This is a genomic window from Streptomyces rectiviolaceus, from assembly GCF_039533825.1.
Taxonomy (GTDB): Bacteria; Actinomycetota; Actinomycetes; order Streptomycetales; family Streptomycetaceae; genus Streptomyces; species Streptomyces rectiviolaceus.
In genome coordinates, this window is record NZ_BAAAUG010000051.1 from 1 (window position 1) to 26,414 (window position 26,414).

General features: G+C 69.9%; 23 protein-coding genes and 1 pseudogene. 16 read left to right on the forward strand and 8 right to left on the reverse strand.

Annotation, left to right across the window (positions count from 1 at the left end; all coding sequences use genetic code 11):
* Nucleotides 1–181: pseudogene (locus ABD378_RS16790) on the reverse strand (hypothetical protein); the annotation flags it as partial.
* Nucleotides 182–439: 258 nt separating this feature from the next.
* On the opposite strand from ABD378_RS16790, the gene ABD378_RS16795 reads away from it, so the two are divergent.
* The 4 genes from ABD378_RS16795 (at nt 440) to ABD378_RS16810 (ending at nt 5,436) form a co-directional block, all read left to right on the forward strand.
* Complete coding sequence (locus ABD378_RS16795; protein WP_344521721.1) at nt 440–1,435, forward strand: SCO0930 family lipoprotein; 996 nt, start codon at nt 440–442, stop codon at nt 1,433–1,435.
* A 289-nt stretch (nt 1,436–1,724) separates the two neighbouring features.
* Nucleotides 1,725–2,537: an SAM-dependent methyltransferase gene (locus ABD378_RS16800; protein ID WP_344521722.1), complete on the forward strand. Its 813-nt coding sequence runs from the start codon at nt 1,725–1,727 to the stop codon at nt 2,535–2,537.
* Nucleotides 2,534–4,669 (forward strand): putative bifunctional diguanylate cyclase/phosphodiesterase, encoded by a 2,136-nt coding sequence (locus ABD378_RS16805; protein ID WP_344521723.1) that lies wholly within the window; start codon nt 2,534–2,536, stop codon nt 4,667–4,669. Before ABD378_RS16800 ends, ABD378_RS16805 begins: the two co-directional genes overlap by 4 nt.
* An 11-nt stretch (nt 4,670–4,680) precedes the next feature.
* Nucleotides 4,681–5,436 (forward strand): VOC family protein, encoded by a 756-nt coding sequence (locus tag ABD378_RS16810; RefSeq protein WP_344521724.1) that lies wholly within the window; start codon nt 4,681–4,683, stop codon nt 5,434–5,436.
* Between the two features lie 159 nt (nt 5,437–5,595).
* Here the strand turns inward: ABD378_RS16810 and ABD378_RS16815 are convergent, their stop codons facing one another.
* Nucleotides 5,596–6,474 carry a LysR family transcriptional regulator gene (locus ABD378_RS16815; RefSeq protein WP_344521725.1) on the reverse strand — a complete coding sequence of 293 codons (879 nt, stop codon included), beginning with the start codon at nt 6,472–6,474 and terminating at the stop codon, nt 5,596–5,598.
* 132 nt (nt 6,475–6,606) lie between these two features.
* On the opposite strand from ABD378_RS16815, the gene ABD378_RS16820 reads away from it, so the two are divergent.
* The 4 genes from ABD378_RS16820 to ABD378_RS16835 all read left to right on the forward strand — a co-directional run bounded on the left by ABD378_RS16820 (nt 6,607) and on the right by ABD378_RS16835 (nt 11,583).
* Nucleotides 6,607–7,278, forward strand: coding sequence for a succinate dehydrogenase (locus ABD378_RS16820; RefSeq protein ID WP_344521749.1), 672 nt, complete (start codon nt 6,607–6,609; stop codon nt 7,276–7,278).
* 3 nt (nt 7,279–7,281) lie between these two features.
* Entirely contained in the window at nt 7,282–9,240 is a 1,959-nt protein-coding gene (locus tag ABD378_RS16825; RefSeq protein ID WP_344521726.1) for a fumarate reductase/succinate dehydrogenase flavoprotein subunit, read from the forward strand.
* The gene (locus tag ABD378_RS16830) at nt 9,237–9,983 is read left to right on the forward strand and encodes a succinate dehydrogenase/fumarate reductase iron-sulfur subunit (RefSeq protein ID WP_344521727.1); all 747 of its coding nucleotides are present in this window, start codon (nt 9,237–9,239) and stop codon (nt 9,981–9,983) included. Before ABD378_RS16825 ends, ABD378_RS16830 begins: the two co-directional genes overlap by 4 nt.
* Nucleotides 9,984–10,071: 88 nt before the next feature.
* Nucleotides 10,072–11,583, forward strand: coding sequence for an acyl-CoA synthetase (locus ABD378_RS16835; protein WP_344521728.1), 1,512 nt, complete (start codon nt 10,072–10,074; stop codon nt 11,581–11,583).
* Between the two features lie 10 nt (nt 11,584–11,593).
* Here the strand turns inward: ABD378_RS16835 and ABD378_RS16840 are convergent, their stop codons facing one another.
* On the reverse strand, nt 11,594–12,493 hold the full coding sequence (locus ABD378_RS16840; protein ID WP_344521729.1) for a LysR substrate-binding domain-containing protein: 900 nt from the start codon (nt 12,491–12,493) through the stop codon (nt 11,594–11,596).
* Between the two features lie 141 nt (nt 12,494–12,634).
* Here ABD378_RS16840 and ABD378_RS16845 point away from each other — a divergent pair, with 141 nt between their 5' ends.
* Together ABD378_RS16845 and ABD378_RS16850 are read left to right on the forward strand one after the other, a co-directional pair.
* A complete protein-coding gene (locus tag ABD378_RS16845) occupies nt 12,635–13,645 on the forward strand; it encodes an aldo/keto reductase (protein ID WP_344521730.1) in 1,011 nt (336 codons plus the stop codon).
* Nucleotides 13,646–13,700: 55 nt separating this feature from the next.
* The gene (locus ABD378_RS16850; RefSeq protein WP_344521731.1) at nt 13,701–14,117 is read left to right on the forward strand and encodes an SRPBCC family protein; all 417 of its coding nucleotides are present in this window, start codon (nt 13,701–13,703) and stop codon (nt 14,115–14,117) included.
* Nucleotides 14,118–14,167: 50 nt separating this feature from the next.
* Here the strand turns inward: ABD378_RS16850 and ABD378_RS16855 are convergent, their stop codons facing one another.
* Nucleotides 14,168–14,599, reverse strand: a complete 432-nt coding sequence (locus ABD378_RS16855) for a Rid family hydrolase (RefSeq protein WP_344521732.1) — start codon at nt 14,597–14,599, stop codon at nt 14,168–14,170.
* Nucleotides 14,600–14,754: 155 nt separating this feature from the next.
* Between ABD378_RS16855 and ABD378_RS16860 the strand changes: the two genes are divergently transcribed.
* The 3 genes from ABD378_RS16860 to ABD378_RS16870 all read left to right on the forward strand — a co-directional run bounded on the left by ABD378_RS16860 (nt 14,755) and on the right by ABD378_RS16870 (nt 18,064).
* On the forward strand, nt 14,755–15,654 hold the full coding sequence (locus ABD378_RS16860; protein ID WP_344521733.1) for a GlxA family transcriptional regulator: 900 nt from the start codon (nt 14,755–14,757) through the stop codon (nt 15,652–15,654).
* Between the two features lie 92 nt (nt 15,655–15,746).
* Entirely contained in the window at nt 15,747–16,541 is a 795-nt protein-coding gene (locus ABD378_RS16865) for an SDR family NAD(P)-dependent oxidoreductase (RefSeq protein ID WP_344521734.1), read from the forward strand.
* 2 nt (nt 16,542–16,543) lie between these two features.
* Nucleotides 16,544–18,064, forward strand: coding sequence for an FGGY-family carbohydrate kinase (locus ABD378_RS16870; protein ID WP_344521735.1), 1,521 nt, complete (start codon nt 16,544–16,546; stop codon nt 18,062–18,064).
* Nucleotides 18,065–18,074: 10 nt separating this feature from the next.
* Here the strand turns inward: ABD378_RS16870 and ABD378_RS16875 are convergent, their stop codons facing one another.
* The 4 genes from ABD378_RS16875 to ABD378_RS16890 all read right to left on the reverse strand — a co-directional run bounded on the left by ABD378_RS16875 (nt 18,075) and on the right by ABD378_RS16890 (nt 22,844).
* Nucleotides 18,075–18,956, reverse strand: coding sequence for a glycoside hydrolase family 16 protein (locus ABD378_RS16875; protein ID WP_344521736.1), 882 nt, complete (start codon nt 18,954–18,956; stop codon nt 18,075–18,077).
* Nucleotides 18,957–19,132: 176 nt separating this feature from the next.
* Nucleotides 19,133–21,478: an ATP-binding cassette domain-containing protein gene (locus ABD378_RS16880; protein WP_344521737.1), complete on the reverse strand. Its 2,346-nt coding sequence runs from the start codon at nt 21,476–21,478 to the stop codon at nt 19,133–19,135.
* 39 nt (nt 21,479–21,517) lie between these two features.
* Nucleotides 21,518–22,519: an LLM class flavin-dependent oxidoreductase gene (locus tag ABD378_RS16885; protein WP_344521738.1), complete on the reverse strand. Its 1,002-nt coding sequence runs from the start codon at nt 22,517–22,519 to the stop codon at nt 21,518–21,520.
* A 115-nt stretch (nt 22,520–22,634) separates the two neighbouring features.
* Nucleotides 22,635–22,844 carry a winged helix-turn-helix transcriptional regulator gene (locus ABD378_RS16890; RefSeq protein ID WP_344521739.1) on the reverse strand — a complete coding sequence of 70 codons (210 nt, stop codon included), beginning with the start codon at nt 22,842–22,844 and terminating at the stop codon, nt 22,635–22,637.
* A 403-nt stretch (nt 22,845–23,247) separates the two neighbouring features.
* Here ABD378_RS16890 and ABD378_RS16895 point away from each other — a divergent pair, with 403 nt between their 5' ends.
* Genes ABD378_RS16895 through ABD378_RS16905 form a run of 3 tightly spaced genes read left to right on the forward strand, consistent with a single transcriptional unit; the run spans nt 23,248 to nt 26,392 of the window.
* Nucleotides 23,248–24,093: a helix-turn-helix domain-containing protein gene (locus tag ABD378_RS16895; protein ID WP_344521740.1), complete on the forward strand. Its 846-nt coding sequence runs from the start codon at nt 23,248–23,250 to the stop codon at nt 24,091–24,093.
* Complete coding sequence (locus tag ABD378_RS16900; RefSeq protein ID WP_344521741.1) at nt 24,090–24,887, forward strand: SAM-dependent methyltransferase; 798 nt, start codon at nt 24,090–24,092, stop codon at nt 24,885–24,887. Before ABD378_RS16895 ends, ABD378_RS16900 begins: the two co-directional genes overlap by 4 nt.
* Nucleotides 24,884–26,392, forward strand: coding sequence for a helix-turn-helix domain-containing protein (locus ABD378_RS16905; protein WP_344521742.1), 1,509 nt, complete (start codon nt 24,884–24,886; stop codon nt 26,390–26,392). The genes ABD378_RS16900 and ABD378_RS16905 overlap by 4 nt, the downstream gene beginning before the upstream one ends.
* The last annotated feature ends 22 nt before the right edge of the window (nt 26,393–26,414 follow it).

The following is a 26,414-nucleotide window of genomic DNA, read 5'->3' on the forward strand; positions in this document are numbered from 1 at the left end:
GTGGCGGGGGCGGAGGCTTGGGCCGGTGTGTGGGGCCCGCCCTGCAGACCACTCCGTCGCCCGCGACCGCCACGGCGTCACCGCCGGGATCGTCGCCGATCGAGGCGTAGGCGCAGTTGTCGGCGGGTGCGGTGGCCGACGCCGCGGCAGCCGCCGGAGAACCGAGCAGCCAGGCCAGCATCAGAAGCGCAACTAACCGTGTGACCAGGCCTGTTGAGGCCATCGATGATCCATGCACGACAAGGATCATCGGCAGCGTGTCGCCGTGCCACGCCGCCGCGGCCCTCCCTCTACCCGAAGGGGGGAGACGCCGGGCGCGAACTTGACGAACAAAAGAATCTTGAACGCAGGTTGAACGCCCCAGCCGTTCCCACCCGTACCTAGGGCCATGCGTGACGCACTCAGCGGCGCGACACCCAAGGGACAGCGGGAGTTACCAATGCGGCATCCATCAGGGAGTTCCTCCCGGGCCTGGCGGAGCGCCTCGCTCGTAGCGACAGCTGCAGCCATGCTGGCGTTGACGACGGCGTGCGGTCAGGAAAAGGGGGACCAGTCGCCGAACGGACAGAACGTGGGCAACCAGGCCCCGGCCAAGAGCGACGGATACGGAGCAGGGAGCGATGGCTACGGCGCCGACACGGGCGACGCGAAGGAGGGGGCGGGGAAGGCGAAGGCCGCCGGTCAGCTCGCTGTCTGGGACAGCAAGAAGCTCGGCAAGGTCGTCACCGACAGCGAGGGCCGCACGCTCTACCGCTTCGACAAGGACACCGCCCAGCCCCCCAAATCGAACTGTGACGGCGCCTGCGCCACGACCTGGCCCGTCGCCTCGCCCGAGGGCGCGGCACCCCCGCCCGGCGTCGACAAGTCCCTCCTCGGCGAGGTCACGCGGACCGACGGCAGCAAGCAGCTGACCATCGACGGCTGGCCGATGTACCGGTACGCCAAGGACACCAAGGCCGGCGACGCCAAGGGCCAGGGTGTGGGCGGCACTTGGTACGCCGCCGCCCCCGACGGCAAGAAGGCCGCGCCCGCCGCCGAGGCCGAACCCCCCGCCGAGACGGCTCCCGTCGACCCGGCAGGTCTCTCCACCCGCAAGGACCCCAAGCTCGGGGAGATCGTCGTCGACAAGAACGGAATGACCGTCTACCGCTTCACGAAGGACTCCGCCTGGCCGATGAAGTCCGCGTGCACCGGCGCCTGCCTCGAGAAGTGGCCGGTCGTTCCGCCCGTCGAGAAGAACGACACCAAGGGAATCCTCAAGAAGGGCTTCGTCGTCTTCGACCGCCCGGACGGACAGCGGCAGCAGACCATCGACTGCTGGCCGATGTACACCTTCTCCGGTGACAAGAAGCCTGGTGACACCAACGGCCAGGGCGTGGGCGGCACTTGGTACGCCGCAGGGCCTGACGGAAAGCCGGTGGGCGCGCCGAAGTAGACGTACGGGAAATAGCAGCACAGAAGGAGCCCGCACCGAAGGCAGGTGCCCGAGAAGAAGTCAGCCAAGAAGGGAGTCCGTCAGAAGTACCTCGCGTACGGTCTACCGGTCCGTTCTTTTCCCCTCCCCGGGGAAGGAACGGACCGGTTCTTTGGGTTGATATTCGGCACTTGCCACAGGCAGTGACCGAGAACGGACGGCCAATTTCCGTTTTGACTCGCTCCCTTGGCTGACGATCAGTAGCCTCACTTCGAACACCGGCTCGCCTCGCCTACGCCTTGGAGTCCTGATGGAGCGTCCCGCCTGGGCCCCGCAGGGCATCGACATCACGATGCCCAGCGTGTCCCGCATCTACGACTATTACCTGGGCGGTTCGCACAACTTCGAGGTCGACAGGGAGGCCGCCCGCCGGGCCATGGAGTTCATGCCGGGGCTGCCCAAGATCATGCAGGCGAATCGTGCCTTCATGCGCCGAGCAGTGCGTTTCGCCGTGGACGAGGGCATCACCCAGTTCCTCGACATCGGTTCGGGCATCCCCACCTTCGGCAACGTCCACGAGGTCGCGCGGCAGGCGGATCCCGAGTCCCGCGTGGTGTACGTCGACCATGACGCGGTGGCCGTCGCGCACAGCCGGGCCGTGCTCGACGGCGACGAGAAGGCCACGGTCGTCGCCGGGGATCTGCGCAAACCACTGGACATTCTGGGCAGTTCGGAGGTCAACGGACTCCTCGACCTGGACCGCCCGGTGGCCCTTCTCCTCGTCGCCGTCCTGCATTTCGTGGAGGACGCGTACGATCCCTACACAGCGGTCGCCGAACTGCGGGACGCGCTCGCGCCCGGCAGCATGATCGCTCTCACGCACGCCTCGTACGAAGGGATGCCGATCCCCGCCGAACAGGCCGGTCAGGCCGTCGGCGTCTACAAGGACATCCGCAATCCACTGATCATGCGCTCGCGCGAAGAGATCGCGCGGTTCTTCGAGGGATACGACATGGTGGAACCCGGCCTCGTGCCGATGCCGCACTGGCGGCCCGACACCGCGCCCGAGGAGGAGGATCCGTATACCTTCTCCGGGTTCGCCGGCGTGGGGCGCAGGGCATGAGCGGGGAACCGGACGGCCCCGAGGGCAGAGTGCGCAGGTTCGCCACCATCTGGAGCCGCGCCATCTTCCCGGTGACGGCGACGTCGCTGACCCGTCCCGAGTTCGAGCAGCAACTGGTGCCGCTGGCCCGGAGGTTGCGTGCCGCGCTGCACGAGCGGATCTTCGAGGCGGCCGAGAGCCAGGCGATCGGCGCGGCGCTCGTCGGCACGCACTGCACCGACCCCGAGGCGCTGAGCCGCACGCTCGACTGCGTGGACGCCTACCTCGTCCTGTACTGCGGCGACGACGGCCCCCAGGAGGATCTGCGGGCCCGGTCCGCGCGCGTCCAGCACGCCCTGGCCGCCGGCTTCGCGGCCGCCCTGCGGGAGCGGACCCTCGCCGAGCAGGAGGCGATATCCCGGGCGGCCCTGGACGCCCGCAGCGCCGTCGCCGAAGCCCTGCACGCGAGCGAGGCACGCTTCCGTGCCGTCTTCCACGGCGCGGCGATCGGCATCGGCATCGCCGACCTCACGGGCACGGTCCTGGAGGTGAACGACGCGCTGATCCGCATGTTCGGCGGCCTGGAGAACCACCTGCGCGGCCGCAACGTCGCGGAGTGGACGCACCCCGACGACTCCCCCCACGTATGGAAGCTCTACGACGAGCTGGTGCGCGGGGAGCGCGAGCACTACCGCGTGGAGAAGGCCTTCTACCGGCCCGACGGCACCGTCCTGTGGACCAATCTGACCGTCTCGCTGCTGCGTGACGCGGACGGAGTGCCGCAGTACCAGCTGGCGTTGATGGAGGACACCACCGAGCGCCGGCTGCTCAATCTGCGCCTTCGCTACGAAGCCACGCATGACGCGCTCACCGGCCTGCCGAACCGCACCCTGTTCTTCGAGCGCCTGGAGAAGGCCCTCGCGGCAGGCGACGGCGCGCGGTTCGGGCTCTGCTATCTCGACCTCGACGGCTTCAAGACCGTCAACGACAGCCTCGGGCACGCGGCGGGCGACCGGCTCCTCGTCGAGGTCGCCGACCGGCTCCAGTCCTGCGCCACCGCGCCCGGCGAGATGGTCGCGCGGCTCGGCGGCGACGAGTTCGTGGCGCTGACCACGGGCCGCGACACCGAGGTGGAGGTGGACGACCTCGCCGGGCGCATCATGCACGCTCTCTCCACGCCCATCCGTGTCGAGGGCCGCGAACTGACCGTGCGCGGCAGCATCGGCATCGTCGAGGGCCCGGCCGGGGAACGCAACGCGGCGGAGGTGCTGCGCAGCGCGGACATCACGATGTACCGCGCGAAGTCCGCGGGCGGCAACCGCTTCGAGCTCGCCGACCCTGAGGCCGACGCCCGCGCCATCACCCGGCACGGCCTGACCACCGCGCTGCCCGCCGCCCTGGAGCGCGGCGAGTTCTTCATCGAGTACCAGCCCCTGGTGCACCTCGGCGACGGCAGTGTGCGCGGCGCCGAGGCGCTGGTGCGGTGGCTGCATCCGCAGCATGGCGTGATCGGCCCGGACCGGTTCATCCCGCTGGCCGAGCACACCGGCCTGATCGTGCCGCTCGGCCGCTGGGTCCTTGAGGAATCGGTCCGCCAGGCCCGCACCTGGGAGGCGCGGCACAAGGACGCGGGGCCGCTGCGCGTGAACGTGAACCTCTCGCCCATGCAGCTGACCCACCCCGGCCTGGTCTCGGACACGGTGGAGATCCTGGAGCGCGCCGGGCTCGAACCGGGCGCCCTGTGCCTGGAAGTGACCGAGTCAGCGCTGATCGGCGCCGACGACGACCTGCTCAAGCCGCTGCGGCGGCTCGCCGAGATGGGCGTGGACATCGCGCTCGACGACTTCGGCACGGGCTACTCGAACCTCGCCAATCTGCGCCGCCTGCCGGTGAGCATCCTCAAGCTCGACCGCTCCTTCACGCAGGGCATGCAGCACTTCCCGGCCGACCCCGTCGACCTGAAGATTGTCGAGGGCATCGTCGCGCTCGCCCACAGCCTGGACCTCGCGGTCACGGTCGAGGGCGTCGAGACGGGCGCCCAGGCGGATCAGCTGCGAGAGTTGGGCTGTGACACGGCGCAGGGCTGGTACTACGCGCGACCCGGTCCGCCGGACCAGTTGCACGAGCTGGCGCTCGCCGACGCGACGAGCTGAGGAGCACGAGCATGGCGCCCGGAGTGATCCAGTGGGTGTACGCCTTCGTGGACCGGCCCAAGGACCGGTTCGCGCGGGCCCACGCCTTCTGGGCGGCGGTCACCGGAACGCGGCTCTCCGCGTTCCGGGGCGAGGCAGACCAGTTCGTGACGCTGCTGCCGGACGGCGCCGACGCCTTCCTGAAGGCGCAGGCGGTCGAAGGACCCGGCGGCGCGCATCTCGACTTCGCCGTGGAGGACGTACCCGCCAAGGCGCGCGAGGCCCGCGCCCTCGGAGCCACCCCGGTCTTCGCGGAGGACGGGCTCGAGGTCCTGCGCTCGCCGGGCGGGCAGCTGTTCTGCGTGGTGCGGTGGGAGGGCGAGAAGCTCCGCCCCGAGCCGCTCGTCGCGCCGGACGGGACGACGAGCCGTCTCGACCAGGTGTGCCTGGACGTGCCGCCTGCGGTTTTCGAGGCGGAGAAGGCGTTCTGGCCCGCGTTCACGGGGTGGTCCGAGCGTCCTGGCTCGCGCCCGGAGTTCCACCTCGTCGAGCCGACCGCCGAGCTGCCGATCCGGATCCTGCTGCAGCGTCTCGACGCGGGGCCCGGTGGGGCGCACCTGGACTTCTCCTGCTCGGACCCCGACGCGGACCGCGTCCGGCACGAGGCTCTCGGCGCCGAAGCCTTGCGGAGGGGCCCGCACTGGATCGTGATGCGGGACCCTGCGGGCGGCACGTACTGCCTGACGATCCGGAATCCCGAGACCGGCGGCCTGCCTTCCGCTCGTTAGTCACCTGCGGGCCCGGTGGGGGCTGGTCGCGCAGTTCCCCGCGCCCCTAGGGGCGCTCAGCTTGCTGTCACCGGGTTCCCAGCGCCCCGTAAGGGGCGCGGGGAACTGCGCGCTCAGCCCCCACCGGCCCGCGGGGACACGTAGCCCCAGTAGCCGCCCTCACCGCTCCAACAGCATCCGCTGAAGCTCCCGCGCAGCCCGTGGCGGAGCCACATCGCTGCGGTGGGCGAGGGCGATCGTGCGGTGCAGGGTCGGCCGTGCAAGGGGAGTCATCCGCAGGCCGCGTCCGGCGCGTTCGGCCACCATGCGCGGGACGACCGCGACCCCGAGCCCGGCCCGCACGAAGCCGAGCACCGCGTCCATCTCGCCGCCCTCGACGGCGAACTCCGGCTCGAACCCCTCGGCCCGGCAGGCGGCGACCGTCAGCTCCCGCAGGTCGTAGCCGTGCCGGAACATCACGAGGCGCTCGCGCTCCAGGTCGGCCACCCGCACCGTCTTGCCGCCGAACCCCCGCGCGTCCGGCGACGACACCACGACCAGGTCCTCTCGGAGCAGTTCCACGGTCGTCAGCGCGGGGGACGGCGAGGGCAGCGGGAGCACGACGATGGCCAGGTCCAGGGCGCCGCGCGCCAGTTCGCGTACGAGGTCGTGGGAGCCGCCCTCCTCCAGGAGGAGCTGGATGCCAGGGTGCCGGTCGTGGAAGGCGCGCAGCACCTCGGGCAGCAGGCCGGTGCAGACGCTGGGCGTCGCCCCCAGGCGGATCCGGCCGCGGCGCAGCTGGGCCAGCTCCTGGACCTCGATGCGCGCGGTGTCGGCGTCCGCGAGGATCCGGCGGGCCAGCGGAAGCAGCGCCTCGCCCGCGTCGGTCAGCGCGATGTTGCCGCGGGCCCTGCTGAACAGCTCGGCGCCCAGCTCCTTCTCCAGGGCGCGGACCTGCTGGGAGAGCGAGGGCTGCGAGACATGCACCTGCTCGGCGGCCCGAGTGAAATGCCTGGTCTCGGCCACCGCGACGAAGTAAAGGAGCTGCTGGAACTGCATACACGCCAGCGTACGGCCGATGATAGCCATTCGCTATCGAGATGAGCTGATCCATCTCTTGGACCGATCGGGACCTTCGGCCTTAGCGTCGGTCCCATGGCTCTGGCAACGCGGACGGACCGACGGCCGTCGATGACGCGCACGATCTGGGACTCGTCCGTCGGCAAGAAGACAGTGATGGCAGTGAGCGGCCTGATCATGCTGCTCTACCTGATCGCCCACATGATCGGGAACCTGAAGATCTTCTTCGGGCCCGAGGAGCTCAACCACTACGCCCACTGGCTGCGCACGGTCGGCGAGCCGTTCATGCACTACGAGTGGACGCTCTGGCTGATCCGCGTAGTGCTCGTCGTCGCCGTGGTCGCGCACGCCACCTCCGCGTACCAGCTGAGCCGCCGTGACATCAAGGCGCGCCCCACCAAGTACGCGAACAAGAAGGCGGGCAAGAGCTTCGCCACGCGCACGATGCGCTGGGGCGGGATCATCCTCGGCCTGTTCATCGTCTGGCACATCCTGGACCTGACGACCGGCACCGTGCACCCGGGCGGCTACGAACACCTGCACCCGTACCAGAACATCATCGACACGTTCTCCACGTGGTACGGCAACGTCATCTACATCGTCGCCGTCCTCGCTCTCGGCTTCCACGTCCGCCACGGCCTCTGGAGCGCCGCGCAGACCCTCGGCGCGGGCAAGGCGACCCGCGACCGCGCCCTCAAGATCATCGCCAATGGCCTCGCGCTGGTCCTGACGGCGGGCTTCGTCGTCGTACCCGTGGCCGTCATGACCGGAGTGGTGAGCTAGCAGATGAATTCCTCTCGTGAGTACGCCGATTACGCGACCGGGGAGCCGGTCGTCGACACCAAGGCCCCGGCCGGTCCTGTCGCCGAACGCTGGGACACCCGCCGCTTCGAGGCCAAGCTGGTCAACCCCGCCAACCGCCGCAAGCACACCGTGATCGTCGTCGGTACCGGTCTCGCGGGCGGCTCCGCGGGCGCCACGCTGGCCGAACAGGGCTACCACGTCGTGCAGTTCTGCTACCAGGACTCACCGCGCCGCGCCCACTCGATCGCCGCGCAGGGCGGCATCAACGCCGCGAAGAACTACCGCAACGACGGCGACTCCATCCACCGACTCTTCTACGACACCGTCAAGGGCGGCGACTTCCGCGCCCGCGAGTCCAACGTCCACCGCCTCGCGCAGATCTCGGTGGAGATCATCGACCAGTGCGTCGCGCAGGGCGTGCCGTTCGCGCGTGAGTACGGCGGCCTGCTCGACACCCGCTCCTTCGGCGGTGTGCAGGTCTCGCGTACGTTTTACGCGCGCGGCCAGACGGGGCAGCAGCTGCTCCTCGGGGCGTACCAGGCGCTCTCGCGGCAGATCGCCGCCGGGAACGTCGAGATGCATCCGCGTACGGAGATGCTGGACGTCATCGTGGTGGACGGGCGCGCCAGGGGCATCGTCGCCCGCGATCTGATCACCGGCAAGATCGAGACGTACTTCGCCGACGCGGTGGTCCTCGCATCCGGCGGCTACGGCAACGTCTTCTACCTGTCGACGAACGCCATGAACTCCAACGCCACGGCCGTCTGGCGGGCCCACCGGCGCGGCGCCTACTTCGCCAACCCGTGCTTCACGCAGATCCACCCCACCTGCATCCCGCGCACCGGCGACCACCAGTCGAAGCTGACGCTGATGAGCGAGTCGCTGCGCAACGACGGCCGCATCTGGGTCCCCAAGGCCCACGGCGACGACCGCCCGGCGAACAAGATCCCCGAGGACGAGCGCGACTACTACCTGGAGCGCATCTACCCCGCCTTCGGCAACCTCGTGCCCCGCGACATCGCCTCGCGCGCGGCCAAGAACGTATGCGACGAGGGCAGGGGAGTGGGCCCCGGCGGCCAGGGCGTCTACCTCGACTTCGCCGACGCCATCCAGCGCATGGGCAAGAAGAAGGTCGAGGAGAAGTACGGCAACCTCTTCGACATGTACGCGCGGATCACCGCGGAGAACCCGTACGAGACACCGATGCGGATCTACCCCGCCGTGCACTACACGATGGGCGGACTCTGGGTCGACTACGACCTGCAGACCACCGTCCCGGGCCTGTTCGCGGTCGGCGAGGCCAACTTCTCCGACCACGGCGCGAACCGGCTCGGCGCGTCGGCCCTGATGCAGGGCCTCGCCGACGGCTACTTCGTGCTGCCGTCCACGATCAACGACTACCTCGCGCGCAACCCGCACCACGACGAGATCTCCGATGAACACCCCGTCGTGCGGGAGGTGTTGGACGAGACCGCTGACCGCATCACCAAGCTCCTCGCCGTCGACGGCGACCGCACCCCCGACTCCTTCCACCGTGAACTCGGCGAACTGATGTGGGAGTTCTGCGGCATGGCCCGTACGGAGACGGGTCTGCGCAAGGCGTTGGAGCGCATCCCGCAGATCCGCGAGGAGTTCTGGCGCCGGCTCAAGGTCCCCGGCACCGGCGAGGAGTTCAACCAGTCCCTGGAGAAGGCGAACCGCATCGTCGACTACCTGGAGCTCGCCGAGCTGATGTGCCTCGACGCCCTGCACCGCGCCGAGTCCTGCGGCGGCCACTTCCGCGAGGAGTCGCAGACGCCGGACGGCGAGGCGGCGCGTGTGGACGAGGAGTTCTCGTACGCCGCCGCCTGGGAGTTCACGGCCACGGGTGAGGCTCCCACCCTTCATAAAGAAGACCTCGTCTTCGAGTACGTCCACCCCACTCAGCGGAGCTACGCATGAAGCTCACCCTGCGCGTCTGGCGCCAGCAGAACGCCGACGCCGACGGCGCCATGTCCACCTACGAGGTGGACGGCATCTCGTCCGACATGTCCTTCCTGGAGATGCTGGACACCCTCAACGAAGAGCTCATCGTCAAGGGCGACGACCCCGTCGCCTTCGACCACGACTGCCGCGAGGGCATCTGCGGCGCGTGCTCGCTCGTCATCAACGGCGACGCGCACGGGCCCGAGCGCACCACCACCTGTCAGCTGCACATGCGGTCCTTCGAGGACGGCGACACGATCGACATCGAACCGTGGCGCGCCGCCGCCTTCCCGGTCGTCAAGGACCTGGTCGTGGACCGCTCGTCCTTCGACCGGATCATCCAGTCCGGCGGCTACATCAGCGCCCCGACCGGCGCGGCGCCCGAGGCCCACGCGGCGCCCGTGCCGAAGCCGGACGCGGACTTCGCCTTCGAGCACGCCGAGTGCATCGGCTGCGGGGCGTGCGTCGCGGCCTGCCCCAACGGCTCGGCGATGCTGTTCACTTCGGCGAAGGTCAACCATCTGGGCGTCCTGCCGCAGGGCGCGCCCGAGCGCGAGACGCGTGTCCTCGACATGGTGGCGCAGATGGACGAGGAGGGCTTCGGCGGCTGCACGCTTACTGGCGCCTGCGCCTCTGCTTGTCCTAAGGGCATCCCCTTGCCTTCCATCTCCGCGATGAACAAGGAGTGGTTGCGGGCCACGCGGAAGGTGAGCCGCTAGGTACCGCGTGGGGCCGTTGGGAGCTGCGGGTCGGTTGTGGCTTGTCGCGCCGTTCCCCGCGCCCCTGTGGGGCGCGTAGCGTCTGCGCATGCATCCGGGAGCGTACGACCCCGCCAGGACGGCCGTCGTCACCGCTGACGGCACACGGACCCTCACCTACGGACAACTCGAAGAACGCTCCCTGCGGCTCGCGGATCATCTGCGGGCCGCAGGCTTGCGTCGGGGCGACCACTTCGCCCTGCTCAGCGACAACGACCCGCGCGCCCTTGAGGTCTACTGGGCGGCGCTGCGCTCGGGCCTCTATCTCACGGCCGTCAATCACCACCTCTCGACGGACGAGGCGGCCTACATCGTCCGCGACTGCGGCGCGAAGGCGCTCATCATCTCCGGATCGCTCGCCGAACTGGGCGCCGCCGTCACGGAGTTGGCGGGCGGGCCGCCGATCCAGCTCGGCCTCGACGACGGAACGTACGAGAAGGCCCTGGAGTCCGCGTCCGCCGACCCGCCCGCCCACCAGCCGCGCGGCACCGACATGCTCTACTCCTCCGGGACCACGGGCCGCCCCAAGGGCATCAAGCCCGCGCTGCCCGAGGGGGACGTGCGCGAGGAGCCGAGCACCTACACGCTCATCTTCCAGGCCATGTACGGCTTCGGCGAGGACACCGTCTACCTCTCGCCCGCTCCGATCTACCACGCGGCGCCCCTGCGCTTCTGCGGAGTCGTCACGGCGCTCGGCGGCACGGTCGTCCTCATGGACGCCTTCGACGCGGAGGGCGCACTGGGGGCCATCGAGCGCCATCGGGTCACGCACAGCCAGTGGGTGCCGACCATGTTCGTACGGATGCTGAAGCTGCCTTCCGAGGTGCGCGAACGCCACGACCTGTCGTCGATGAAGATCGCCATTCACGCGGCGGCACCCTGCCCGGTCGAGGTCAAGCAGCGGATGCTGGAGTGGTGGGGACCCGTCCTGTACGAGTACTACTCCTCGACCGAGGGCAACGGCATCACGTTCATCTCGCCCGAGGAATGGCTGCGCAAGCCCGGCTCCGTGGGCAAGGACGGTTTCCTCGGCGAACTGCGGATCTGCGACGAGGCGGGCGAGCCGCTGCCGAGCGGCGCGACCGGCACCGTCTACTTCGAGCGCGAGGAGACACCCTTCCGCTACCACAACGACGACATCCGCACCCGCGAGGCCCAGCACCCCGAGCATCCGAACTGGACCACCACGGGGGACATCGGGCACGTCGACGAGGACGGCTATCTCTTCCTCACCGACCGCAAGGCATTCATGATCATCTCCGGTGGCGTGAACGTCTACCCGCAGGAGGCCGAGGACTGTCTCGTGCTGCATCCGGCGGTCGCGGACGTCGCCGTGATCGGTGTGCCGGACGCGGAGATGGGAGAGGCCGTCAAGGCGGTGGTGCAGCCGGCTGACGGCGTGGCCACCGGGCCCGAACTTGAGCGTGAGCTGGTCGAGTTCGTGCGGGAGCGCATCGCCCACTACAAGGCGCCGCGTTCCGTGGACTTCGCGGATTCGCTGCCCCGGACGCCCACCGGCAAGCTGGCCAAGTCATCGCTGCGGAAGGCGTATTGGGACTGATGGGAGCGGATCAGTCGAGGGCGGCGGCCGCCAGGACCGTCTCGCGGAAGGATGCCACCACCGGCCGCAGATCGATGGCGTGCCAGGCCGCCCACAGGTGAACGGACGCCTTGTGCCAGGGCAGTTCGCGTACGGCGACGCCGTCCGTCGTGCCGCGCACCATGCTCTTCTGGATGAGCGCGAGACCCAGGCCGGATGCGACAAGGCCGAGCGCGGTGAGCGGCTCGGCGGCGTCGAGGCGGATGTCCGGCGCGAAGCCCGATGCCACGCACGAGGCGAGGAAGGCGTCACGCCAGGCCGGGTCCTGGGAGTTCTCGACCGCGATCCACGCCTGACCGTCCAGGTCGCCCGGCGCCAGCTCCGCCTGCGCGGCGAGCGGATGGTGCTCCGGCAGCGCGAGCAGCAGCGGGTCTTCGAGGAGGGGCGCGGCCAGGAGGTCCGGGTCGTCCCGCGCCGGCGGCTCCTGGACGAGGGCGATGTCGAGGCTGCGCTGTCGCAGGCCCTCGAACTGCTCCGCCGCGGAGAGGCTGTAGAGGGCGACATGGATCCCGGGACGCTCCTCCTGCAGGGTGCGCAGCGCGCCCGGCAGGACGCCGGTGTGCATGGCGTCGCCCACGTATCCGATGCACAGGCCGCCCTCCTCGCCGCGGCCGAGCCGACGGCCGAGGTTCTCGAGCCGGTCCGCGTGCCGCAGCAGGGCGCGGGCCTCGCTGAGGAAGACCCGGCCGTCGGATGTGAGGCGGATGCGCTGCTGGCTGCGCTCGAACAGGACGAGGCCGAGCTGCTTCTCCAGCTGGGCTATCTGGCGGCTGAGCGGCGACTGGGAGATGTGCAGCGCTTCCGCCGCCCTGCCGACGTGTTCCGTCTCGGCGACGGCCACGAAATAGCGGAGTTGTCGCAGGTCAAGCATGTAAGACCTCGGAGGACTCAAGTGTGTCCAAGCGAGTCTTGGACAGTCTCAAGCATCGATCCTAACCTCGAACTCGCAAGGCCGACGGATCACCCGGTCACCCCCGGAACCGCCGCGAATCCACCACCGCGAGGACCCCTCATGAGCATCACATCCCTCCTCCCCGGAGCGCTCGGCTTCGGCACAGCCCCGCTCGGCAACATGTTCCGCGCCATCCCCGACGAGGAGGCCGCTGCCACCGTCGAGGCCGCCTGGGACCAGGGCATCCGCTACTTCGACACCGCACCCTTCTACGGCGCGGGCCTCTCCGAGATCCGGCTCGGCGACGTCCTGGCGGGCCACCCCCGCGACGACTACGTCCTGAGCACGAAGGTCGGCCGCGTCATCCTCGACGAGGTCGAGGACCCCGCCGCACGCGACCTCGGCGAAAAGGGCGGCCTCTTCGAGCACGGCCGTCCGAACAAGATGGTCAACGACTACACGGCCGACGCCACCCTCCGCTCCATCGAGGACAGCCTGAAGCGGCTCAGGACGGACCGGCTCGACATCGTGTGGGTGCATGATGTCGCGCAGGACTTCTACGGCGACGAATGGCTGGCCGCCTATGAGCAGGCCCGTACGGGCGCTTTCCGCACCCTGGACCGGCTGCGCGACGAGGGTGTCATCAAGGGCTGGGGCCTTGGCGTCAACCGCGTGGAGCCGCTCGAGCTCACCCTCGACCTGGACGAGCCGAAGCCCGACGCCTTCCTCCTCGCCGGCCGCTACACCCTCCTCGACCACGACCGTGCCCTGCAGCGCCTGCTGCCGGCCGCCGAGGCCCAGGGGGTCGACATCGTCGTCGGCGGGCCCTACAGCTCCGGCATTCTCGCGGGCGGTCAGCACTTCGAGTACCAGAAGGCGCCCGCGGAGATCATCGCCAAGGTCGAGCGCATCAAGGCGCTCGCCGAGCGGCACGGCGTCGGCATCAAGGCCGCCGCCCTGCAGTTCTCCCTCGCCCATCCGGCGACGGTGGCGGCGATCCCCGGGGCCACCAGGCCGAGCCGCATCGCCGAGGACGTCGCCGCGCTCGGTGAGAGGGTCCCGGCCGCGTTCTGGACGGACCTGCGCGAGGAGAAGCTGATCGCCGCCGACGCGCCGATACCCACCGCCTGACCCCACCCGTCAACTGCCCCCGCCCCCTCACCCGTACCTCTCTCAAGGAGAAACCGTGGCTTCCACCTCCGCGACCATCGAGATCGCCGTACCGGCCGACCGTGTCTGGCAGCTCGTCGGCGGCTTCGACTCGCTGCCCGACTGGCTTCCGTTCATCCCCTCCAGCGAATCCAGCGAGGGCGGCCGCGTACGCAGCCTCAAGAGCGAGGACGGCGGCGTCATCATCGAGCGCCTCCTGACCTTCGACGAGAAGGCTCGCACCTACAGCTACTCCATCCTGCAGGCCCCCTTCCCCGCCACCGACTACGTGGCCACCCTCTCGGTGCACGAGGTGCCCGGTCAGGACGCGTCCCGCGTGGAGTGGTCCGGCGTCTTCACGCCGGTGGGTGTCGGCGACGACGAGGTCGTCGCCCTGTTCCACGGCATCTTCAGCAACGGCCTCGCCGCCCTGAAGCAGACCCTCGCCGCGTGAGTGCCTGCGGGCCCCGGGGGCGTGCCGCCCGGGGCCCGCGCGGCCGCCCGTCAGACCCGGGCGATGAACTTGACCTCGACAAGCAGCTCCGGGAAAGCAAGACGCGGGGTGCCGACCATGGTGCTCGCCACTTGGGGGTCAGGCCGCCCGTAGGCTTCCTTGCGGACCGGCCCCGCGGCGGCGTCGGCCGCGTCGACATCCAGGGCGTAGATGACTTCTTCGACCACGTCGTCCAGCGATGCGCCGTAGCGGCCGAGCAGTTCCGCCGCGTTGGCATAGCACTGGCGCAACTGATCGCCCATGGGGGAGAAGTCGGTGACGCGTCCGGCATCATTGACGGGGGCGGGAGCGACAACTTCCGTTCCCTTGTGTGCCACTTGGCCGGAGAGGTAGATGGTGTCGCCGCGCTTGACCGCTTGAACGTACCCATAGCTTTCTTCCCACGGGACTCGGAAGTTTTCCACTTCACGTGCGTCATTCATGGCGTTCCGATCATCAAGAAAGTGCATTCCGTCGGTACGTCTCAGACGCTAGGGAGCCGGTTCGGGGCGGACCAGGATCGGTTGTGCCACTGACAGCAAGGATCGTGCCAAGGCCGGGGAAGAGGGCCACGACGGCATGGGGACAGGGGGCTCGCTTGCGATCCGAAGAGGGCGTGACAACCGTCGCGATCCTGGCGATGCCGCGCGTGTACGCGCTGGACGTCAGCATCCCTGAGCATGTCTTCGGGCGGCACCCGGGCTATCGGGTCGTCGTGCGCGGAGACGTGAGTGGCGGGGCGCCGCTCGCCGATGTGGAGTCCGCCGACATCGTCGTCGTACCCGGCTATGAGGACCCGCACGTCCCGGTCCCGGACGAATACCTGAAAGCGCTGCGGATCGCCGTCGAGCGGGGTGCCCGTGTCGTGGCCATCTGCACGGGTGTGTTCGCGCTCGCGGCCTGCGGAATCCTGAATGAGAAGTCGGCCACGACGCACTGGCACCACACCGATGAACTCCGTCTGGCGTATCCATGCGTGGACGTCGTCGACAACCGGCTGTTCGTCGAGGACGGGGCGATTCTCACGTGCGCGGGCGGCGGTGCCGGAATGGACGCGTGTCTCCATGTCGTCGAGAGGGATTTCGGCGCCACCGCCGCGGACGGCGTGGCGAAGGAGCTCGTCTTCTCCTCCGCTCGTGGCGCGAACGAGCCGCAGTACAGGGACGTCCCCACCCCTCCTCGCGACAGCCTGCGGGCGACACGGGAGTGGGTGCTCGACAACCTGGGCACCTCGATCACCGTGCAGCAGCTGGCCGGCCACAGCCTCCTTTCGCGACGAACGCTCATCCGTCGTTTCGTGCGCGAGACGGGGCTGCCTCCCATGCAGTGGGTCGCCCTCCAGCGGATTCTCCATGCGCGCCGACTCCTGGAGGCCTCGGACTGGTCCGTCGAGAGGATCGCCGGGGCGACGGGGTTCGGCTCGGCCGCCAATTTCCGGACGATCTTCCGAAGGGAGGTGGGAGTGACCCCGACCGCCTACCGGAAGTCGCATGGTTGAGCCCTCCGGAGTGATCTACTGGGCAGTGGGGGACAAGGCGGGGGCCACGCTCGGGGGGCCACCCAGTCGCAGCGCAGCAGGAGGTACGCAGCATGCTCGTCGATCTCTCCGGCAAGACCGCCCTCGTCACCGGATCGACCCAGGGAATCGGGGCGGCCATCGCGGTCGGCCTGGCCAGGGCGGGCGCCCGGGTGGCCGTCAACGGACGGTCCGCCGCCTCCGTCGACAAGGCCGTCGAGCGGCTGAAGGAGGAGCACGGCGGTGCCGAGTTCCTCCCGGCCCCCGGTGACATCTCCACCGACGAAGGCGCCGCGCAGGTCTTCGCCGCCGTTCCTCGGGCGGACATCCTCATCAACAACCTGGGCATCTTCGGTGCGGCACCGGCCCTCGACATCAGCGACGACGAATGGCGCCGCTACTTCGAGGTCAACGTACTGACCGCCGTCCGCATGATCCGGCACTATCTGCCCGGCATGAAGGACCGCTCCTGGGGCCGGATCCAGAACATCGCGAGCGACTCCGCGCTCGTCATCCCCGCCGAGATGATCCACTATGGCACGTCGAAGACCGCGCTCCTCGCGGTCTCCCGTGGCTTCGCGAAGGAGGCCGCCGGGTCGGGCGTGACCGTCAACTCCGTGATCGCGGGCCCCACTCACACCGGCGGCGTGGAGGACTTCGTGTACGAGCTGGTGGACTCCTCCCTGCCCTGGGACGAGGCGCAGCGGGAGTTCATGGTGAAGCACCGCCCGCAGTCCCTGATCCAGCGGCTCATCGAGCCGGAGGAGATCGCGCACATGGTGGTCTACCTCAGCTCCCCGCTGGCCTCCGCCACGACGGGCGGCGCGATCCGGGTGGACGGCGGCTACGTGGACTCGATCGTCCCGTAGCCATGACCTCTGCGAACACTGCCACCTCTGCCACCGCGCCCCGCGCCGGTCTGCTGCTCGGCGTCGACATCGGGACGTCCTCCTCCAAGGGCGTCCTCGTCCGCCCCGACGGCACGCTCGTCGCCCAGGCACAGCGCGAGCACGCGACGTCCACGCCGCACCCCGGCTGGTTCGAGCACGACGCGGAGGGCGTGTGGTGGGCCGAATTCCGTCTGCTGACACGGAAGTTGCTCGCCGGGCTGCCCGCAGGCGATTCGCTCGCCGCGGTCGGCGTCAGCGGCATCGGCCCGTGTCTGCTCCCCGTCGACGAGAAGGGCACCCCGGTCCGCCCGGCGATCCTGTACGGCGTCGACACCCGGGCCGGCGCCGAGATCGCCGAGCAGAACGAGCGCTACGGCCCCGACGAGATCATCCGCCGCTGTGGCTCGCCCCTGACCAGCCAGGCGATCGGCCCGAAGCTCGCGTGGCTGCGCCGCCACGAACCTGCGGCCTACCGGCTCACCCGCCGCTGGTACATGGCCAGTTCGTACCTCGTGCACCGCCTCACCGGCCGGTACGTCCTCGACCACCACTCGGCGAGTCAGTGCACTCCGCTGTACGACCTGGCCGCCCGCGCCTGGATGGACGAGCGTTGCGAGGAGATCGCGCCGGGCCTCCAGTGGCCCGAGCTTGTCTGGCCCTCCGACGTCGTCGGCGCCGTGACCCCGGAGGCCGAGGCGCTCACCGGTCTCCCGGCGGGTACTCCCGTCGTCGCGGGCACGGTCGACGCCTGGGCCGAGGCGGCCGGTGTCGGTGTCGCCGCCCCCGGCGACCTCATGCTCATGTACGGCACGACGATGTTCCTGGTCGGCATCCTGCCGGAGCCACTGACCAGCCCGCATCTGTGGGGCACGGCGGGCGCGTTCCCCGGCACGTACTGCCTGGCCGCCGGAATGGCGACTTCGGGCGCGGTCACCGGGTGGCTGCGTGACCTCACCGGCACTTCGTACGAGCAACTGATCACGGAGGCCGGTGCGTTGCCGCCCGGGGCCGAGGGTCTGCTGATGCTTCCGTACTTCGCGGGGGAGCGCACCCCGCTCTTCGACCCCGACGCGCGGGGCCTGGTCCACGGTCTGACGCTGCGGCACGGTCGCGGCCACCTCTATCGGGCAGCCCTGGAGGCCACCGCGTACGGCGTCCGGCACAATCTCGCCGCCATGACCGAGGCGGGCGCCACCGCCGAACGCCTGGTCGCGGTCGGCGGTGGCGCCCGTGCGCTGTGGACCCGGATCGTCTCCGACGTGACCGGGCGGGAGCAGCACCTGCCGCGCCACACCATCGGCGCCGCGTACGGCGACGCGTTCCTCGCCGCGGTCGGCGCCGGGCTCGCGGAGCCGGGCGACATCGCGCACTGGAACCCGACGGTCGAGGTGGTCGCACCGGATGCCACCACCTCGGCCGTCTACGACCAGCTCTACGGGCTCTATCTGGACCTGTATCCGGCGACCCGCGAGGCCGCGCACCTGCTGGCGCGCCTCAACTAGCGTGTGCCCGCTAGTCGTTGGTGGTCACGTGGACATAGTCGACGACGAGCTGTTGCGGGAAGCTCGTGCTGCCGTCCGGGTCACCGGGCCAGTATCCGCCGACCGCGAGGTTGAGGATCAGGAAGAACGGCTTGTCGAAGACCCACTGCTTGCCGCCCAGGTCGGCCGGGGTGCGGGTCTGATAGACGTTGCCGTCCACGGACCACGTGACCTTGTTCGGTGACCAGTCCACGGCGAAGGTGTGGAACTTGTCCGCGAACGCCTCGCCGCCGGGCAGCGTGTAGCCCGCGCCGATGCCGCCCGAGCCCGAGTAGCCGGGGCCGTGCAGCGTGCCGTGGACGGTGCCGGGTTCGAAGCCGACGTTCTCCATCACGTCGATCTCACCGCTCTGGGGCCAGCCCACGCTGCCGATGTCGGCGCCGAGCATCCAGAACGCGGGCCACATGCCCTGCCCCTTTGGCACCTTCATCCGGGCCTCGACATGGCCGTACGTCTGCGTGAACTTGCCCGAGGTGTTGAGCCGGGCCGAGGTGTACTCGCACTTGCCGTACCAGCACTGGTAGTTGCCGGGGTTCTCCTTGCGCGCGGTGATGACCAGGTTGCCCTGGCCGTCGAGGGCGGCGTTGTTGTTGCCCGAGGTGTAGTACTGCCGCTCGTGGTTGTTGACGTTGTCGCCGGTCTCGATCTGCCATTTGCCGCCGTCGACCGCGGAGCCCGCGGCGCCGTTGAAGTCGTCGGTGAAGGTGGCGGCCGCGGCGGACTTGGCCGAGGAACCGGTGGGGGAGGGGGCCGCCGATGCTCCGGCGGGCAGCCCGGCCAGGGCCGAGGCGCAGCAGGCCAGGGCGACCGTGGAGAGCGCCGCACGGCGGCGCCAAGAGGTGTGCACTGTCATCACATCGCTTCACGTGGGGGTGGCGAAAGAGTGGGGGTGTGCGTACTGCTGAGCCATGCGCATGACAATTCGACATCGAGAACTGAACGCGGCGAGTGATCAGCCCCGGCGCTTTGTTCAGTACTTGATTTAAGGCAGACTCCCGGTTGCCGTCAAGGAGTTGGTGCGGACCAACCTCACCGGCTCTTGGCCGTCGCCCGCGCCAGATACGGCGCCGTCCGGCTCCCCTCGGCCCCCGCCACCACGTCGGGCGGCCCCGAAGCGACCACGCGGCCACCCTCGTCACCGCCGCCGGGCCCCAGGTCGATCACCCAGTCCGCGCCCGCCACCACCGCCATGTCGTGCTCGACGACCACCACCGAGTGGCCCGCGTCGACCAGGCCGTGCAGCTGCCGCATCAGGACCTCGACGTCGGCCGGGTGGAGTCCGGTCGTCGGCTCGTCCAGGAGGTAGAGCGTGTGGCCGCGCCGCACGCGCTGCAACTCGCTTGCCAGCTTGATGCGTTGGGCCTCGCCGCCCGACAGCTCCGTCGCCGGCTGGCCGAGGCGCAGATAGCCGAGACCCACGTCGAGGAGGGTCCGCAGGCTGCGGGCGACGGCAGGGGTGTCCGCGAAGAACTCCGCGGCCGACTCCACCGTCATGTCGAGCACCTCCGCGATGTTCCGTCCGTGGTACGCCACTTCGAGAGTCTCGGGGTTGTAGCGAGCGCCCCCGCAGTCGGGGCACGGCGCGTACGTACTGGGCAGGAAGAGCAGCTCCACGCTCACGAACCCCTCGCCCTGGCAGGTCTCGCACCGCCCGCCCGCGACATTGAAGGAGAAGCGACCCACGCCGTAACCCCGTGTCCGTGCCGCGTCCGTGGCCGCGAAGACCTTGCGCACGACGTCGAAGAGGCCCGTGTAGGTGGCCAGGTTGGAGCGTGGCGTGCGGCCGATCGGCTTCTGGTCGACGCTCACCAGACGCCCCACGCCGTCAAGGTCCTCGGTGACCTCGCCGATGAGCGTGGACTTGCCCGAACCGGAGACGCCGGTGACCGCGGTGAAGGCACCGAGCGGGAACTCGGCCGTCACGTCGCGCAGGTTGTGCCGGCTCACGGGGCCGACCTTCAGCCAGCCGCGCGGGGCGCGCACCTGGCGTACCGGAGCGGGCTCGTGGTCGAAGAGGAAACGCGCCGTCGCGGACTCCGTGACGCTCGCCAGATCAGCCACCGGGCCGCTGTGCAGCACCTGACCGCCGTGCTCACCGGCGTCCGGGCCCACGTCGACCAGCCAGTCCGCGTGGCGCATGACATCGAGATGGTGCTCCACGACGAAGACCGAGTTGCCCGCGGCCTTGAGCCGGTCGAGGACGGTGAGCAGGGACTCCGTGTCCGCCGGGTGCAGACCGGCCGACGGCTCGTCCAGGACGTACACGACGCCGAAGAGCCCGGAGCGCAACTGGGTCGCCAGACGCAGGCGTTGGAGTTCCCCCGTGGAGAGCGTGGGTGTGGCGCGGTCCGGGCTGAGATAGCCGAGGCCCAGCTCGGTGATGGTCGCGATGCGGGCAAGGAGATCGTCGGACAGGACACGGGCCGCTTCCGAACCCGTGCCGCTCTCCAGGGATTTGGCCAGTTCCGACAGGGGCAGCGCGGCGAGATCGGCGATCGTGCGGCCCGCGAACGTGACCGCCATCGCCTCCGGGCGCAGCCTGCTGCCGCCGCACGCCGGGCAGTCGGCGCTCGCAAGGAACCGCTCGGCCTTGGCGCGCAGCGGCTGGCTCTTGGAATCCGAGAACGTCTTCATCACATAACGCCGGGCGCTCATGTACGTGCCCTGGTAGGGGCGATGGATGCGACCGGCCTCGCGCACCGGGTGCACCGTCACCACCGGCTGCTCGTCCGTGAACAGGATCCAGTCCCGGTCGGCCTGCGCCAGCTCGCGCCAGGGCCGGTCGACGTCGTACTCCAGGGCGTCCAGGACGTCGCGGAGGTTCTTGCCCTGCCAGGCACCGGGCCAGGCGGCGATGGCGCCCTCGCGGATGGAGAGGGACGGATCGGGGACCAGGAGTTCCTCGGTCGTGCGGTGCACGCGGCCCAGGCCATGGCATTTCGGGCAGGCCCCGGCGGCCGTGTTCGGCGAGAAGGCGTCCGAGTCGAGCCGCTCGGCGCCCTCGGGATAGCTCCCGGCGCGGGAGAACAGCATGCGCAGCGAGTTCGAGAGGTTGGTGACCGTGCCCACCGATGAGCGGGACGTGGGCGCCGAGCGGCGCTGCTGGAGCGAGACCGCCGGGGGCAGGCCGGTGATCTCGCCGACCTTCGGCGCCCCCACCTGGTGGATCAGCCGCCTGGCGTACGGGGCGACGGACTCGAAGTAGCGGCGCTGCGCCTCGGCGTAGATCGTCCCGAAGGCGAGCGAGGACTTCCCCGAGCCGGAGACACCGGTGAAGACGGCGAGGACATCACGCGGGATGTCCACGTCGACGTCCCGGAGGTTGTGCTCGCGGGCACCCCGGACTCGTACGAACGGATCGTGGGGGCTGTGCATGGGGACTCCGTACGCGGCTCGGGGGCAAACCCCACGATTCTAGGTCGCGGCGAGACCCGCGACCCGGGCCAGCCGCCGGAAGGAGTCGAGAAGGCCATCGCGGTCGTACGTACTGGTCGTGACCAGCACTTCTTGCGCCCCGCTCTCCTTGATCAGCGTCTCGAGCTCGTCGGCGACCTGCTCCTCCGTGCCGTGGATGTGGCCGAGGAGACCGGACTCGTAGAAGCCGCGCTCCTTCTCGGTCATCGTCATCTCCGGTGACTCGACGCGCTCGGCGGGAGGCAGCGGCGGGAACGTGCCGTGGGTGCGCGAGTACGCCATCGACCAGGCCTCCGGTATCAGCAGGCGGCGGGCATCCTCAGAGGTCTCGGCGACGGCGATGGTGCCCGAGACGACGACGTACGGCTCGCTCGACCAGACGGACGGCCGGAAGGATGCGCGGTAGTGCTCGATGCCGCGCAGCATCTTCTCGCGGCTCCTGAGGTCGCCGATGACCATCGGGAGCCCGGCCTGTGCCGCGATGGTGGCGCCCTCGCCCATGGCCAGGACGAACGGCGGGACGGTCAGGCCCTCGGAGGGGCGGGCGTGCGCTCCGGTGTCCGACGAGCCGCGGAACCAGCCGAGGAGCTCGGTGAGCTGCGCGGCGAAGTCATCGGCGTCGTGCTTGTCGCGGCCGAGCGCCTTGCGCACCCCGTCGGTGAAGCCGACCGAGCGGCCGAGCCCCATGTCGATGCGCCCGGGGAAGAGCGCTTCGAGGACCCCGAACTGTTCGGCGACGATGAGGGGTTGATGGTTCGGCAGCATCACGCCGCCCGTGCCGACCCGGATGGTGTGTGTCGCGGCGGCGACCGCGGCGGCGAGTACGGTCGGCGCGGAGCCCGCGACGCCCGGCACCGCGTGGTGCTCGGACACCCAGAACCTGTGATACCCGAGCCCTTCGAGCTCCTTGGCCAGGCGCACGGTGTCACGCAGGGCCTCGGGGCCCTCGTGCCCCTCGCGGGTGCGGGAACGGTCGAGGACGGAGAACCGGGTCGCTGCCATACGAGATCCCTTCGCCGGGTGGGGATCGCGTTCTGATCTCCTCTGTGGTCTCCATGATCCGTCACGTGCGGGCGGCGGGCAAAGTGATTCTGCTCGCCGTGGAGGACGGAGCCGGCTACTCCTCGGGCACCCTCTGTCGCATCCCCTGGACACGGACCACGAGAGCGGAATGTGCCTCCGTCCACTCGGCGGCGGGTGCCATGACCGTCAGGAGTTCCCTGGCAGCCGGGGCGAGGCGGTACGTCGTGGCGTACGGGAAGCCCATCGAACGTTCGCGTTCGATGAGTTCTCCCTGCGTGAGGCGCTGCAGGGTCCGGCTCAGCATGTCCTCCTGGAGGAAATGGTGAGCGTTTCCGGGCCAGTTGCTGACGGGGGTCCGCGCGCGAACCGTATTCAGTAATTCCGTGTACCTCAGTGGCCCGTCATGCAGAGCCACGAGGATGTCCCAATGCCATTCGCCGTTCAACAAGTGGAAAAAGTCGTGAATTCGCTGAAGGAATCGTTCGTCTCCCGGCGGCAGTCCCGCGTGAACCGGGCGCCCTATTTTTGATTTCAACTTACGTGTCCTCACGGATAGTTGATCATTCCTTCTCTCGGGCCGGTCCGTGGCTTTCGCCATAGGGAATAGGAACATACAAAGGGTTGCGCGCATCGATTGCAAGGTACAGAGTGTGCACGATCCACAAGTTGCGGGAAGTGCGGTAAGTGCCGGAAGGGGGGAGGTGTTTGTGGCTCGCGAACGATCCGGCAGGACCGTCGCGCACCTTGTTCTGGCCACCCGGCTGAAAACTCTGCGTGAGTCGGCGGGGCTCAGTTTCAAGGAGGCCGCCGACACTCTCGGCGCCCACCCCGCGACCGTCCGCCGTATCGAGCAGGCCCAGACATCTCTGGACGCGGGTCAGGTCTCCACGCTTCTTTCGCTGTACGGCGCGGGTCCGGCGGAGACCGGGGAATTCCTCGGGAAACTGGCGGCGGCCAACCGTCCCGGGTGGTGGCATCCGTGGCGTGCCGTCATGGATTCATGGCAGCTGGACCTGATGAGCGTGGAGTCCGCGGCCAGCATCATCCGGACCTGGCACCCTTCGCTCGTCCCCGCCCTGCTGCGTACCCCGGCCTATGCCCGTGCCGTCGACGACGTCCTGCGCCCGGACCTGTCCCCTGCGGACAAGGGCCGGCGTACCGATTTCCTGATGGAGCGTCAAGACCGCCTGCGCGCCCAGCAGACGCGCGTCTGGGCCCTGATGTCGGCCGCGGCTCTGCATACGCGCGTAGGGGACGCGGAGACCATGGCCGGGCAGCGGAAGTGGCTCAGATCCGCGGCTGAGCGTCCCGAGGTGACCTTGCAGATCCATCCGCTCGACGGGCCCGCGCACGCCATGACCGGCAAACCGCCGCTGACCGTGTACCGGGTCGAGGTACCGGAGATCTCCGACCACGTGGTCCGGGAGGGAGGCCTGCCCGGCACGGCCGACGTCTGGGACGCACACGAGACCGTGACGGCCTACCTCATGCTCCTCGACTATTCCTGCACCGCCGCGTCCCACCCCCACAAGTCGAAAGAGGAACTGGCGTGACCGAACCGACGAAACTGCCCCCGGAGATAGACACGACCGTCGCCCACAGCGCGCGCGTCTGGAACTACTGGCTGGGCGGCAAGGACAACTTCCCAGCCGACCAGCAGGCCGGTGACGCGTACCGCGACAAGTACCCGCTGATCGAGCAATTCGCCCGTGAGTCACGGGACTTCCTGCGGCGCACCGTCAGCCATCTGGCACGGGACGCCAAGATCCGCCAGTTCCTCGACCTGGGCGCCGGATTACCGACGGCCGACAACACCCACGAGGTCGCCCAGCGCATCGCCCCCGAATCCCGGATCGTGTACGTCGACCACGACCCGCTCGTCCTGCTGCACGTGCACGCCATGCGTACGAGCACCCCCGAGGGCGCCACCGCCTATGTGCTCGCGGACATGCGCGACACGGACACGGTCCTGCGGGGCGCGGCCGAGACCTTGGACCTGACCCAGCCCGTCGCCCTGGTGATCAATGACGTCCTCGGCCACATCGTGGACTGGGACGACGCCCTGTCTCTCGTGCGTCGCCTGGTGGAGCGGCTTCCCTCGGGGAGCTACCTGGCCCTGAGCCACTCCACCGCCTCGGACGAAGAACACCGCAAGGTGCAGGAGGAGTACAACAACTCCGGCGCCATTCCCTACATCTTCCGCGAGCCGGAGGTGACGATCGCCTTCTTCGAGGGCCTTGAGCTCGTCGAGCCCGGCTTCGTCTCCTGGCCCAACTGGCGACCCGACGCCAATACGGACCGCACCACCGAGCGGGCCGGATGGGGCGCCGTCGCACGGATTCCGTGACGACGAGCAGGGCGGGCCGCGCGCAGCACCGCGCGGGGCCCGCTTCCGCCTCTCCCGTCGAGGACACGACGTACGAAGTCGCGCGACGGCTCACGCACGCGGCGGGCCGCTCCGGCGCCGCGCTGATCGCCGAGGCCGCCACCCTGGCCGACGGCTGGGCCGCCTTGGTGAACCCCGTGGCAGGCGCCGTCCACAGCCACCCGCACACCGCCGGGCCCGCGGGGGTGCGGGCCGCCGCGCACCCCCGGGCTCATCCGCACCTCACCGTCCAGCAGGTCCCCGATGCCGTCGTCGTCCTCGGCCCCGGTGAAGCGACGCCCGCACCGCGCGTCGCCCTGATCGCGCGGATGACCGCCGATCTGCTGCTGGTGCGGGCGCGTCAGGCGGAGGAGACGCGAGGCGCCGAGCAGCGGCTGCACACCGCCGCGCTGCACCTCCTGCTGCGCGGTCATCATCGCCTTGCCGCCGACGTGCTCGGTGGCGGCGCTGCCGCGCACGCGACGCGAGCGACGCACGCCACGGTGTACCGGCTCACCGGGAGCAGCGCACCCGCCGCTCACCAGGCCCTGTGGCGAGCGGCGCAGCCCGGCACGTCCCTCGGCGACACCCGCATGCTGGTCAGCCTGGACGGGAGAAGCCTGGGAGGGGGAAGCCTGGACGGGAGGGAACTGGTCGTCGTCGCCCTTCACGGTCCCCAGGAGGACCACGGCCCGACGCTCTCGCTCCTGACCCGGATCGCGGAGCGGTACCAGCTGACCGGAGGAGCCGCTGACCCAGCGCCACTGGACATGATTCCCACCGCGTGGGCCGAGGCCGGGACCGCGCGGAACAGCGCGGCCACCGGCTGCCTCGTCCCCGTGGCCGGCCTCGGGGCACACGGACTGCTCCGTGTCCTGCCCGTGGACCGGCTCGCCGCATGGTCCGCGGCCGTCCTCCAGCCCTTCGACCGCGAGCAGCGCCGCACGCTTGAGGCCTGGCTGCGGTCCGGCTCGGCCCAGGCCGCGGCACACGCCCTCGACGTGTCAGAGGGCACGGTCCGCTCACGCCTGCGCGGCATCAGCGCTCTGCTCGCGGCCGACCTTGACAGCCCCACCGTCCAGGCGCAGCTCCTTCTGGCCCTGCGAGCCCCCGCACCACCTGAGCCGGTTGCCTCGTCCGTACGCCTTCCCGCATCGCCGCTGCCCCCTGAACTGCTCGACCCCGGGCAAGCGGACCGCTGGGCGTCCGCCCTGCTCGAACCGCTGGACACGCGACTGCGCACCGCACTGCGGTGCTGGCTCGGGCAGCGTGGCCGGACCGCTCCCGCCGCAACTGAGCTGGGATTGCACCGCGCCACGCTCACCGCCTGGCTGAACAAGTGCGGCCACGTCCTGGGCCTTGACCTGTCGTCCGCGACGGTCAGGGCGGAGTTGCACCTGGCCGCCGAGACGATCGCGCCTCCTGGCGACGCGGCAACCGCACTGCCGCGCCGCGGGGGCAGAACGTACCGAGGGGCGCGGCCTTAGACGCCTCACACGCCGTTGCCTA